The 13,359-nt window shown below is 46.3% G+C and carries 8 protein-coding genes; 3 read left to right on the forward strand and 5 right to left on the reverse strand.

Annotated elements, in window-relative coordinates; genetic code table 11:
* Positions 1 to 374 precede the first annotated feature (374 nt).
* Positions 375 to 1,415: an ABC transporter permease gene (locus tag ACUVJL_RS24430; RefSeq protein ID WP_445248204.1), complete on the reverse strand. Its 1,041-nt coding sequence runs from the start codon at positions 1,413 to 1,415 to the stop codon at positions 375 to 377.
* Between the two features lie 513 nt (positions 1,416 to 1,928).
* Positions 1,929 to 2,441: an adenine phosphoribosyltransferase gene (locus ACUVJL_RS24435; RefSeq protein WP_445248205.1), complete on the reverse strand. Its 513-nt coding sequence runs from the start codon at positions 2,439 to 2,441 to the stop codon at positions 1,929 to 1,931.
* A 237-nt stretch (positions 2,442 to 2,678) separates the two neighbouring features.
* Between ACUVJL_RS24435 and ACUVJL_RS24440 the strand changes: the two genes are divergently transcribed.
* Positions 2,679 to 3,845: a pyridoxal phosphate-dependent aminotransferase gene (locus ACUVJL_RS24440; RefSeq protein ID WP_445248206.1), complete on the forward strand. Its 1,167-nt coding sequence runs from the start codon at positions 2,679 to 2,681 to the stop codon at positions 3,843 to 3,845.
* 792 nt (positions 3,846 to 4,637) lie between these two features.
* Here ACUVJL_RS24440 and ACUVJL_RS24445 read toward each other — a convergent pair.
* Positions 4,638 to 5,411: an RNA polymerase sigma factor SigF gene (locus tag ACUVJL_RS24445; RefSeq protein WP_445248208.1), complete on the reverse strand. Its 774-nt coding sequence runs from the start codon at positions 5,409 to 5,411 to the stop codon at positions 4,638 to 4,640.
* A gap of 1,202 nt (positions 5,412 to 6,613) precedes the next feature.
* Positions 6,614 to 7,459 (reverse strand): photosystem II manganese-stabilizing polypeptide, encoded by an 846-nt coding sequence (locus tag ACUVJL_RS24450; RefSeq protein WP_445248209.1) that lies wholly within the window; start codon positions 7,457 to 7,459, stop codon positions 6,614 to 6,616.
* A 1,532-nt stretch (positions 7,460 to 8,991) separates the two neighbouring features.
* Between ACUVJL_RS24450 and ACUVJL_RS24455 the strand changes: the two genes are divergently transcribed.
* On the forward strand, positions 8,992 to 9,354 hold the full coding sequence (locus tag ACUVJL_RS24455; RefSeq protein WP_333133890.1) for a hypothetical protein: 363 nt from the start codon (positions 8,992 to 8,994) through the stop codon (positions 9,352 to 9,354).
* Positions 9,355 to 10,511: 1,157 nt separating this feature from the next.
* Here the strand turns inward: ACUVJL_RS24455 and ACUVJL_RS24460 are convergent.
* The gene (locus tag ACUVJL_RS24460) at positions 10,512 to 12,194 is read right to left on the reverse strand and encodes a calcium-binding protein (RefSeq protein ID WP_445248207.1); all 1,683 of its coding nucleotides are present in this window, start codon (positions 12,192 to 12,194) and stop codon (positions 10,512 to 10,514) included.
* Positions 12,195 to 12,330: 136 nt separating this feature from the next.
* Here ACUVJL_RS24460 and ACUVJL_RS24465 point away from each other — a divergent pair.
* Positions 12,331 to 13,359 (forward strand): RNA-guided endonuclease TnpB family protein (locus ACUVJL_RS24465; RefSeq protein ID WP_445248210.1); only part of this gene is annotated, 1,029 nt, incomplete at its 3' end.

The following is a 13,359-nucleotide window of genomic DNA, read 5'->3' on the forward strand; positions in this document are numbered from 1 at the left end:
ATGAATTCGAGTCGAGCAATTTAGACGAAAGAGGATTTATTTCTCTGATAAACATCATATGAAACTGTAATTAACTCATAATTTTGCCTGGAATATCATTATACTATGTATTTGTGTAATTAATTCTGTCTGACTACTTAACAACACTTTAACTGTGCGCCTTGCCGATTCTGAAAGACTGTCAATATGCCTGCACCAGTCCGCAAAGCCGCTAAAACTTATTTGCTCGTTTGGTTGTTTTTCTGACATAAAACACTCCTAGATGGGAAATGGGGCATGGGGCATGGAGCATGGATAATGGGAAGACTGTTGACTGTTGACTGTTGACTATTACAAATCGCCCTTGCGTACCTTCTGTTACTGAGTTAAGTCTACTATTTCAAATCTTCCAGCTTAATCCGAGGATCGACAGCTTTGAGCAGCAAATCTGCCAACAAATTCCCCACAATCAACATCGTCGCACCCATCATCAAACTTGCCATTACTAAATACAAATCTTGATTAGTCACCGCCTCCAAAGTAAGCTTTCCCAAACCAGGCCAATTAAAGAAATATTCGGCAATAAACGCACCGCTCAACAAACTAGCAAACTCAAAACCCAACAGCGTAATCAACGGATTAACAGCATTCCGCAAAGCGTGAACGTAAATTACTCGATCGTCCGGCAAACCTTTAGCCCGTGCTGTTCGGATGTAATCTTGACGCAGCACGTCCAACAATTGTCCGCGCATCAATCTTTGCAAACCAGCAAAACCAGTAAGGCTGAGGGCGACAGTTGGCAAAATTAAGTGCCAGCCGTAATCGAGGATTTGGCCCCACCAAGGTAAGTCTGCGTGGTCGATGCTTGTCATTCCTCCGATGGGAAACAGAGGTGAAGTATTTTGAGCAAAAAATAGCAGCAGCAAAGCTGTGATAAAGCTCGGAAATCCTTGTCCGGTGTAGCTGACTACTTGTAAAACTCGATCGACTGTGCGGTTTTGATTGACGGCCGCGACTATTCCCAAAGGAATTGCGATCGCCCAAGTTACAATCAAAGAGGCGATCGCCATCAATAACGTCGCCGGTACCCGTTCCCACAGCAGCGAAGCTACGGATCGCTGATACACAAAACTCGTGCCAAAATTCCCCCGCGTCACAATTTGTTGCAGCCACAGCCAATACTGCACAATAGCTGGTTTATCTAAGCCGAACTGCTGTTCGAGTTGCTTGAGTGTTTCCGGCGAAATCTTGGGATTTTGGCTCAAAGTATCCAAGTAATTTCCCGGTGCTAGCTCAATAATTGCAAAACAAAGAGCCGATGCCAAAAATAGGGTTAAAAGTGCCTGCAACAGTCGCTTTAAAACATAAGTTTTTGTCTCGCTGCCAAACAGAGAACTCAACCCTCGCCAATTTTGATTCAATTTAACAGAAGTCATAGGATCTTAGATTTTAGATTTTAGATTTTAGATTGAGTAATTTAGATTTTAGATTGAGTAAGTGTGAATGACTCATAAATACCAGGTTGGGAGCGTGTTTACATTTGCATTCTTTTTTCTAACTGGTATCATTAGTTTATTCTTATAGCAATCCTAAATCATTTGTGAATTTCTTACTCCCGAGCGAGCGGGTTCGGGGAGGGTTGGGGTGGGGTAAAAAGTTTACGACTCCTGCAAGGAGTCCTATATATCAAATCCGGTTATAGCAACCGCCAAGACGGTTAGCACGTTGTTAATGGCTGAAACGATTGATTTTATTGCTTCTTCCTTCTTCCTTCTTCCGACTTCCATCGGACTTCTGCTATACATCGGAATTATACTCTCGAAGCTGAGTGGAACGATCGCACTGCACTCCGAAAATTATTATTCCGATGCCAAGGTCAACGATCTTATTTGTCAGTAGTTTTTATTCAGCAGTCAACAGTTAACAGTTAACAGCCAACAGTTAACTGACTAATACTCCACTAGCGTAACAATTGGCACATCCGGCAATTTCTGCCTGCCGCCCAAAGCCTGCAATTCGATGATAAAAGCAAAACCGACAAGCTCGCAACCAGCTTGCTCCAACAATTTAGCCGTCGCCGCCGCTGTTCCGCCAGTCGCGATTAAATCGTCCACAATCAGCACTCGGCTACCGGAGGTCATGGCATCTCGGTGCATCTCCAGTCGATCGACACCGTACTCCAACTCGTACTCAGCAAAATGAACAGCACCAGGCAGTTTCCCAGGTTTGCGGACAGGAATAAAGCCTATTCCCATTTTATAAGCCAAAGGCGCGCCAAAGATAAAGCCCCGCGATTCCATGCCCACCACATAGTCAACAGACAGTCCTGAGCATTTTTCGGCTAAGCTGTCAATGGTATAGCTCAGCCCTTGCGGGTCGCGCAGCAAAGTTGTAATGTCTCGAAACATAATTCCCGGCTTCGGGAAATCAGGAATGTCGCGAATTAGAGATTTGAGATCCATAAGCTTGGAGATCCGGGTTGAAGGTAACGAGGCATCAAAAATGCTACAATAATAACGTCAAAATTTAAAATATTAAAAATAAAAATTTAAACTAAGAGCTTCTTTAATTTTTATTCTTTAATTGCTTAATCCTTTACCTACTATGTAAACAAATGTCATAATTCCCTAACAAAAGGGTTGAATATCAAGATTTGTCACCCTATGATCAAAAGTCAAAAATCTAATATCTAAAATCCAATGATCAAGTTGGCAGCACGAGTGGGTGAGGTTCCTCCTTCCATAACCTTGGCGATCGCAGCTAAGGCTAAAGCCATGAAGGCCGAAGGGATTGATGTCTGTAGTTTGAGTACGGGAGAACCAGACTTTGATACCCCCGAACACATTAAAGCAGCGGCAAAAGAAGCTTTAGACGCGGGGAAGACTAAGTACGGTCCTGTGGCTGGGGAACCGCAGTTAAAAGCTGCGATCGCCCGCAAACTCCGATCCGACAACAATCTCAACTATCAACCAGAAAATATCCTTGTCACCAACGGCGGCAAGCATTCGCTCTACAATCTGATGATGGCTCTGATCGAGCCTGGAGAGGAAGTAATTATTCCGGCTCCCTACTGGCTGAGCTACCCAGAAATGGTGAAACTCGCCACTGGCAAGCCAGTAATTGTACGGACAGATGCTTCTACAGGATATAAAATTACACCGGAACAACTGACTCGAGCGATTACTCCCCAAACCAAGTTATTTGTGCTGAATTCGCCTTCTAACCCGACGGGAATGGTGTACACTCGGGCCGAAATCAAAGCATTGGCCGAGGTGATAGTCGATCGAGATATTTTAGTCGTTGCTGACGAGATTTACGAAAAAATTATATATGACGACGCTCAACACGTCAGCATCGGTTCCCTAGGCAAAGAAATCTTTGATCGCACCCTGATCAGCAGCGGTTTTGCCAAAGCTTACTCGATGACAGGCTGGCGAGTCGGTTATTTGGCCGGGCCGATCGAATTAATCAAAGCCACCAGCACCATTCAAGGTCACAGTACCTCAAACGTGTGTACCTTTGCACAGTACGGCGCGATCTCCGCTTTGGAAAGCAGCCAAGAGTCTGTCGAAAAAATGCGTCAAGCTTTTGCCCAAAGGCGTCAGGTAATATTTGAATTACTCGATGCTGTCCCTGGAATTAGCTGCATCAAACCAGACGGTGCTTTCTATATGTTTGTTAACATCAGCAAGACTGGAATGAATTCTCTGGAATTTTGCGACGCTTTCTTAGAACAGCAGCAAGTAGCAGTTATTCCGGGGATTGCTTTTGGTGCAGACGACCACATTCGCTTGTCTTACGCCACCGATTTAGGCACAATTAAAAAAGCCGTAGAAAGGCTCGATAAATTTGTCCGCAGCATCTAAAAATTAGTTAGTAGTCATTAGTCATTGGTCATTAGTCATTTGCTATTTGTTCTTGGTAGCAACTGACTAATTACCGATCGCTGTTGACTATTGACTGTTGACTGACTACTGCTGACTGTTGACTAATACCCATTTTAAAAAGTCTTGCTACAGTAATTGTCTTATTTGACACTCCCGGGCCTTCAGGCGTGGGGATTCTTAATTCATCGACTGACCTTTAAGCGCTATGTCCTTTCGGCACTTCTTAAACCTTTCAACCGTACAAAATACGAATTGACGAGTTCAACTCACAGTAACCCCAGAGGGTCTATCTCCAAAAGCGTACTAGGATATTTACCTAGAGTTCGGGTATGCCCTACCCTACTTAACAAGACTAAATAGTTTGTTTCTCTGGTTAAAGGAACTGTGTTAAGCCCCTAGCTGTTTATAGAGTTTTCGCCACTATGAGTCCCCCGGTTTACGCCTAAAAGTGTGTCGTTAACTGTTTTTATGCACTCCGGGCGCAGGAGTTTAACCTTGACTACTCTAGTATACTAGAAATTTCCTGACTTTTAGGAAGGGATTTAAGAAATTAGAGCCGTCCTAGAAGGACAGGGTTTTAGACCCAATTTCCTTGATAAATTATGGTTCATTCGCTCTCACCGCCTGCAGGACACGGCAGTGCCGTTTCCCTACAGACGATAGCTGATAATTTATATATAGCACTACTTTTCAGAATTGGTATAACTACTGCTGACCAATGACTAATGACCAATGACTAATGACTAATGACTAATGACCAATGGCTAATAACTAAAGCTGTTTCGTCATAATTTCCTTCAGCAAATCCAGCCCCTTCTTAACTCGCCGAGAAACAGTCACGGCACTGATACCCAAGCGTTCAGCCGTTTCCTTCTGCGTCAAATCGTAGAGAAAAACGAACTCCAATATCTCGCGAGTCCGTTTTTCCAACATAGCCAAAGCTTGCTGTAGGCGGATTTGATCCTCTTGGGCCAACTGAAAACTCCGATACTTGCTATCGGGAACCAATTCTCCCAGACAAGTAGCCCCCTCATCTTCATCTTGCACCGGCGCGTCCAAACTCAGAGGCGATCGGTTGAGATGGGCCAACTTAATTTCTTGCCATTCTTCTACAGAAACCTCAAGCACTGCTGCTACTTCAGCATCCGTAGGTTTGCGGTTGAACTGCACCTGCAAATCCTTGATCGCTGCTACAGATTTGCGTTCCAGGGACAGCCAGTGGCGGGGAACTCGCACAGAAGGGCTTTTGTCCCGCAAGTAGTGTTGAATTTCGCCCCGAATGTAGGGAATTGCAAAGGAACTAAAAGCGTGTCCCTTCGACAGATCAAATCGCTCGATCGCCCTAATCAACCCAATACACCCGACTTGCAGCAAATCGTCGTAGCTTTCACTGCACTGGTTGAGCCAGTGGTAAACTTCTTTTCTCACCAGTCCAATATTCAGTTTAACTAACTGATTGCGGATTTCATTCGATCTAGAAAGTTGGTACTCGCGCAACAATTGCAAATTTTCGCTTTTTAGCTCGTTCGGCACTGTGGTAGACATAGCAGCATAAGGGTTGGTAGAGCAGAGGACTGATTTTGCTTCAGATCTAGTTTCCAATCTAGTCTAAAAAAATTCATCTAAAAAATTCGGTAATTTAAAAACGAGCGCGTCTTTAGACCTAAGAAGGAAACGACGCGGGGATTTCCATAAGCGAGTGAATCTTTACCATTACCGGGGGATTGCTAGATTCGGTGTACTTTTATAGTGTACTTTCACTCTTGACAATTACCCTCTCAAATTTTGCAACGGGCGATCGCATAATGGTTTTGCTCTTTCTCGCCTCTATCTGAGGGATAATGTTAGCTTGCGCCTTAATTAACGGCCGGTACTCGATCTAGGACACTGACTTAACCGAATAAATCTGTTTAATCCTAAATTTCCGGATTCAAGGAACTAGCTGATCATCCCCTGGTAGGTCTTTAACTCTTACCGTTAACGTAGTACAGCAGGTACTGAGTCTAGTCAACTGTGGTTTAAGCTTTCAGGCCCGAAGCAAGCGTATCTTTAGACCAGGGTCGTTGACCTTGATTGTAGTGCAATCCTAGCACGTGAACAAAGCTGACGGTCAACCTAGTACCGTTAGACCCCAGGCTTCTTTTTCCCTCGACCCCAGGGCTGTTTTGAGTGACCCAGAACCACCGCCACTTGCTTCATTAATGTTTCCACGTGCCAGAAAGTACATTCAAAATCACGATGCTCCCGAAATATAATTCGCCCGATCGCCCATAAAGACGATCGCCACGCATTTGATCGAGAGGCGTGGATTCGGGGTACGAAGGTTCCCCAAGCGCCTCATTTAACTCGCCTCTAAATACACACCTTGGACTCTCCGGCTGATAGTTAACAGGTGTGATAGCGGACACACCCGTTGAACTTTGGGAAGGTGCACCCGATCTAGGGGGATTATCCGAAGGTCTTCGGCAAAAGGCAGAATTTTAGCAGGTATTCGGCAATCGGCACAATCCAGAATTTAAGCGGTATTTTTTAACACTAAATTATAAGCAGAAAGCGGTTTGAATACCATACTTTAATTAATTAAAAATTCCCACTTAATAACTTGCGACTGACCAGAATGGGATCATAAATTTAGTCATTAGTCAACAGTCTTAAGTTATATGGCTCAAGACTGTTGGCTAATGAAGGGCGAGCAGTAGCTTTAGGGCAAAAAACTGCTCAAGTTCGATCGATCCAGAAAGCGAATTTTACGATACAGAAGGCTCAATCCGAGCGTAAAACAAACCCCGAATTTTCACATCCAGAGCGGGTCTAGCTCCCAAATCAGTATCAGAAGGCTGCGTGCTCTCAAAAATCCCGCCGATTTCGCCAGTGCCGCTGTTGACTTTAGCAACTTGGAGAGAAATTTTGCCCGCCTTGGCGCGGGTGTCAGCTACCTTAACATTAGCCCGCACACGTTTGGAATTGTCAGAAGCCGGAAGCGCTACAGCATTGTCATAGCCAGTCGATACCCCGCGACCTTTAGGGTCTAAAAAGCCTGCGCTGCGGTAAGAAGGAACGTTAAACTCGCCTTTCAAATCGGTCGAAGTATTGATAGCAACCACTCCGGACTCCGAACTGGCTACCAACTCTTTAATAGTGAACAAGAAAGGTACTTGCTCTCCGCCCGGTAATTGAATCGTAATTGCTTGAAAGTCCAAGCCGTCCTCTTCTTTGAAAGTCAGAGTCCCGTCATTACCCACCGTGAGCGTACCTTGAACTTGGTCAATGCTCGACGTGAACCGCGTCAGCAATTTACCAGGCACAAATTCCGCCTCTTGGCGTTTGTTTGCTGGTTCTTCCTTCACAAAATAAGTTGTGGGCTGCAAACACAAACCAGTCAGTTTATAGGTGGCGCCCGCTTCGATGGGGATCGATCCCCGAGAAGTTTCTGCCAAGCTAGGGCAGTTATTAGCCAATCCAGTACCTCTAATCTCGTCGTAGGTGAGCAACTCGGTAGTCGCCACCGTCGTGTCAGCAGGAGCAGAAGAACAAGCAACCAGCGCACTCATGCAAAATGCTAAAAGTGCAACTATTAAAGCACGATATTTCATAAAAAAATTCGGTAAGTGGGTTCCGAGCGCCTCTTTAGACGCGCTCGTGGGAAACGAATCGGCGGTTTCAACCGCCGTGAATCTTTCCATTACACGGGGATTGCTAGAAAAGGTGTAATGAATGTAGTGTACTTTCACTCTTGACAATTACCACCTCAAAGGTCGCAACCCGCTCACGCATAATGTTTGCTCTTTCGAGCCTAATTGAGAGGGGTAGAAGAGACGACCTGCCAGGTCGTCTGTACTGCCCCGCGAGTTAACGGCCGATACTATATTTAGGACACTGACTTAACCCCATAAATCTGTTTAGTCCTAAATTTCGCGCTTCAAGGAACTATGCAAAGCATCCCCTGGTAGGTCTTTAACTCTTACCGTTAACGTAGTACGCAGGTACTGAGTCTGGTCAACTGTGATTCAAGCTTTCAGGCCCGAAGCCAGCGTGTCTTTAGACCAGGGTCGTTGACTGCCAACCTCAATATCCAACATCGGATTATAGTTAACAAACCTGACGGTCAACCGAGTACCGTTTGACGGCAGGCTTCTTTTTCGCTGGAGGCAGGGGCTTTTTTGAGTGACGTAGAACCACCGCCACTTTCTTCATTACTGTTTCAACGTGCCAGAAAGTACATTGAAAATCAGGATGCTCCGAAAATATAATTGGCCAGCTTCCCAATCTCAGACCGCCACGCCTTTCATCAAGAGGCGTGGATTCAGGGTAAGGAGGCCGGGGCGCCTCCTTTAACTCCCCTCTAAATACACGCCTTGGGCGAACCGGCTGATAGTTAAGAAAAAGCCCTACTTCGAGCAAAATATAATTGCCCACCGGCAGGCACAGCCAGCCCTTTGGGCAGCATTTAGATCCTGATCGCTTGCTTCACCGACACCGGCATTGACCGACAAAATCAAGCTAGTGAGAGTGAAAATAAGCAAGAACTTATGATTTCTCAATCATCAGAACTATGGGCGCAGCCTAGCGGAGGGTTGAAACCTCGTCCTTTTAGGACGGCTTTACGTTGAATTGAATCCCCTCGCGGGGTGGAGGGGTATGGTTGCCCCTCCTGTGAGGTATGGTTGCCTCAATCTCTTTTCGGAGTAGAAGAGACGACCTGCCAGGTCGTCTGTACTTCGCCAAAGTTTAGTGAGCTTGTTAGGTTGAAAGCACTGTTCCAGTGACCTTAGAACTGTTTAACTCTCAACGACAGAGCAAGGGACTAGCTACGCATTCCAGGGTGTCGTGACTCAATAAACGTAGTCAGTTAAGACGATGGCCCTAGGGGAACGGCTTGTTAGATTTCTCCTTCAAGCCTCATGCCTGATAGCTGAGGTTCCTGACGTTCGGATCGCAGCCCAATACACATGGTACGACGGGTTGTGCTCTTTTCCTGACTTGGACTGCAAATTAATATTGCTTAAGTCAACCTACTTAAGTTACTTTGCTTATGGCCCCGAATGGCGATCGCGACTAGCTCGATTAGTCGGCTGACCAAAAGGCTGGGGACAAACGCCTTGTAGATTTCAAAGGAAGCAGCGGTATGGACAACGGCAAAGATTTAGAGTCAGAAAAGTTGCAGTCTCAAATGCAATCGCTGACAGAGGCGATTCGGACTTTAGCCGAAAGTTGTCAGGGAGACAGTCTGCTGCTTTTGGCCCTGCTGCGGACCCTGGAAGCTTCGCACCGGGAAATTCGGGACGGTTTATTTCAAGCGTCTTTTCCCGACAACCGCCAAGCACTTTACAAACTACTCAAGAATATTGAAGCCAATGGTGGCTGGCCTTACATCCACCGCATGAAACTTCGATCGCTCTTGGGGTACACCCAACAATTATCTCCCCTAGAAGATTCTCCCGCCGAGTCGCCACAAGACTCGGCCGAGCCTCCGCAAGGTCTTAAATAGTTTTGAGTTTTGAGTTTTGAGTGCATAAGTGCATGAGTTTTCACATACATTTAACCCGGTAAATCTAGGAATTCACCTAAATCTACTGTGTATGGCCGATCGGGCATCGGTGTGAGCGGTGCCTGATAGGGAGGTATCTCTCAAAGCTTTCAACAAAATATTGAAAGCGCTATTCAATGCGTTACGTTTTTGGCTCCCGAGCCGTTACGCTTACTACGAAACTTTTTCGCTGAGTCGGATGCTGAGCGCGCGCTGGTTTTAAACGGTAGCATATCCCATTATCAGAAGATAGGGTTTAAAACCCCGTCCTTGTAGGACGGCTTTTTCCATTTTCAAGTAAAATAACACATCCATCTAAACAAATGAATATGGTAGAACAAGCAGATCGGACCTGATTTAAAAACCTACCCCCGGACTGGGGGAAAGTCTACGCCCAAAACATTCACTCTTGAGATATGACTACACACCTATGTGCTTTCCGTGGTCAGCCTGGGAACCCTATTACCAAAAAATTGGGTACAAAGCCCCGTCCTTATAGGACGGCTTTAATTGATTTCAGTTTTTGTTTAAGTTATCTAGTCTCATTAATATTTATTTAAAATTTTTCTGGCGTTTTATTTAAGACAGGATACAATGATACTTGTGCCACAGGTAGAATAACCGCCGATACACATGAGACACCACGCTCAAACGACTGGTCCCAAAACAATAATGGCTAGTGGGTGACGAAAACCACGAATAAACATAGTTGGGCCCCCTAACGTAAGCCAAAATCAGAGACTAAACTTTTTTGATCGAAAACGTACTGTGGGGCACACAGAAACAAGAGAAGCAATTCTCGAAAGCTTGGGGAGACAACCCCTCTGGAGTTATCTAAGTTAGGCTCGGTACTTGGTTCTTTTGAACGGGTATTGGGTTCAAGTATTGCCGCAAGGATAGATAGTTTTAAGGTCTGTCGCAGAACCAAGAATCCCCGCGCTTTCAAAGCCGGGGAGTGTCAATAGACGAAAACAGTTGCGAGTTAATTCACTCACTCGCAACTTGCTTTCATGAGCGAATCGATTAGGATTCGTCAAGAATTTGTTCACTATACGAAAACAGTTGCGAGTTAATTCACTCACTCGCAACTGGCGTGTCAGGAGCTTGCTCGATCGCGCCTAGAACCCAAAAGGTGGTGTAGGAGGTAAGGGTATCGGGTTCTGCCCCGTCGGGAATATCGGCGTCTGCCCGGGCATTGGCAATAGTCCGGGAGCCGACGGGGGGGCGATCGAACTAATTGACCGCAGGGGCGAATCAGGCACGCTAACTGTCGGCGGAATCGGAATCCTCGAAGCAGTCGGCGTCGGAGTTGGAGCCGGAGTCGGAGTCGGAGTCGGCGTCGGAGTCGGAGTCGGAGTCGGTGCTGCTGTCGGAGTCGGCGTCGGAGTCGGAGTCGGAGTCGGTGCTGCTGTGGGAGTCGGCGTCGGAGTCGGAGTCGGAGTCGGTGCTGCTGTGGGAGTCGGCGTCGGAGTCGGAGTCGGCGTGGGAGTCGGAGTTGGAGTCGGGGTCGGAGTTGGCGTCGGAGTCGGAGTCGGAGTCGGAGTCGGAGTCGGAGTCGGAGCCGGAGTTGGAGCCGGAGTTGCAGCCGGAGTTGCAGCCGAAGTTAGATCTCTAGTTGTGGTTGTAACTGTGGTTGTAACTGTAGTCGTAGTTGGTCTCGGGGTACCCGTCCCAGTCACACTGATAAAATCAGTGGGATCGATCAGCGCCGCCGGAGTGTCGGTCAAAATTGCTAAAAGCTTGCCGTCGATCGTAATTACTGTATCCCTGACATTTGCACCGTTACCTTGGCTAACTACCAGTTGAGCGAAAGATAAATTGCTCGGCAGTCCAAAGAAATCCTCTGTGTCATTGTAATCAGTAATTAAAGCCACACTGCCAGGCCCGGCTCCCAATCCAAAGACATCGCTGCCGCTGCCGCCAGTCAGAGTATCCGAGCCCTCACCTCCGATCAGAGAATCATTACCCTCTGCTCCAAATAAATTGTCATTGCCAAAACCGCCCAAAATTGTATCGTCGCCGATACCTCCGGCCAAGGAGTCATCGCCTAAACCGCCGTCGAGACCATCATTAGCTTTGCCACCAAACAGAAAGTCATTACCTTCATCTCCCAGTACCGAGTCGTCGCCTTCATCGCCACGAAGGGTATCGGAACCGCTGCCGCCAAAAGCTGTATCGTTAGCCTTGCCGCCGAATATCTGGTCATTACCAGCGTCTCCGAAGAGCGAATCGTTGTCGGCATTGCCGTACAAAGTGTCGTCGCCCTCCTCGGCAGTCAAATAATCGTTGCCGCCACCGCCCAACATTTGATCCCTGCCGCTACCGCCGTTGACAGAATCGTTCCCCAAATCCCCGTAGAGAAAGTCGTCATCAGCATTCCCGAACACGGAATCGTCGCCGTCAGCCCCTGTGAGCGTGTCGTTGCCAGTACCGCCGGCAATCACATCCGAGCCTGCGTTGCCAAAAACTAAGTCGTCCCCTGCGTCTCCCACCACGCTGTCTATCCCGTCGTTGCCTTCGAGGATGTCGTTGCCCAAACCGCCGCGGATCGAGTCGTCGCCGTTCCCGCCGCTGGCAGAATCGCGGCCTTGGTTGCCAATGAGTTGGTCATTTCCTTCACCGCCAATCAGCGAATCTGCTCCGTCAGCTCCAAGAAGCTGGTCGTTGCCTGCGTCGCCCTCTAGGGTGTCATCTGCTCCCGCACCCAGGAGCGTGTCATCGGCATCTAAGCCGCGAATTCGATCGCTCAGCGGAGTTCCTAGAATAAAGTCGTTGCTGTCTGTGCCGATCAGGTTTGCCATAGGGGATACACCGGTCCTCAATAAAATAAATTGTTTGAAATTATCGAAAAATTGGGTCTAAAACCTCCCTCTTCTAGGGGGACTTTACTTTTGTTTCACTTTATGTTACCATAGCAAGTATAGTTTGGTAAGTGCCATGTTAAAAGCCTGCAAGTACAGAATCTATCCGACTCAAGAGCAATCTATATTGCTTGCTAAGTCGTTTGGATGTGTACGGTGGTTTTACAATTTTGCGCTTAACCTAACCAGTGAAACTTACAAAGCAACAGGTAAGGGTTTAAGTCGAAACGACATCATTAATTTGTTACCTTCGCTGAAAAAAGAATATGAATGGTTAACAGAACCACCTTCACAATGTTTACAGCAAGTAGCATTGGATTTGTCTAGTGGTTTTTTGAACTTTTTTGAGAAACGCGCTAAATACCCAAATTTCAAGAAAAAGGGACAAAAGCAATCTATCCGATTCCCACAAGGAATTAAATTAGATGGCGACTATCTCACGTTGCCAAAACTAGGTAAGGTTTACTGCAAAGTATCTCGATTGCTCGAAGGAAAGTTAAAATCTGTTACCGTATCGCTAAATCCATCAGGTGAATACTACGCCGCTTGTCTCTACGATGATGGTAAAGATAAGCCTGTTTCATCGTCAGAGGGAAAAGCTATTGGTGTAGACATGGGGATAAATCATTATGCAATTACGTCCGACGGGACTAAGCATGGCAACCCCAAATATTACCGTAAATATGAAGTGAAACTAGCCAAGAGACAAAAGCAACTGAGTCGCAAACGAAAAGGGTCTAGCAATCGTAACAAAGCACGGATTAAAGTTGCTAAAGTACATTCAAAAATCACCAGATGTCGTGAAGATTTTCTACAAAAACTAAGTCGTAAATTAGTTGACGAAAACCAAGTCATAATTGTCGAAAATCTGGCAGTTATAAACATGGTAAAAAATTCCCAACTAGCTAAATCAATCAGTGATGCTGGATGGGGTCAATTTTGCACCATGTTGAAGTATAAGTCTGAGTGGGAGGGAAGAATCTATATCGAAATCGATAGATTTTTCCCCAGTTCAAAAACTTGTAGTAACTGCTTACATCAACTAGATAACCTGAGTTTAGATATTCGTAGCTGGCAATGTCCCAAATGTCAAACGGTACATGAC

It is taken from the genome of Microcoleus sp. OTE_8_concoct_300, from assembly GCF_031383065.1.
In the GTDB taxonomy this organism is placed as follows: domain Bacteria; phylum Cyanobacteriota; class Cyanobacteriia; order Cyanobacteriales; family Microcoleaceae; genus Microcoleus.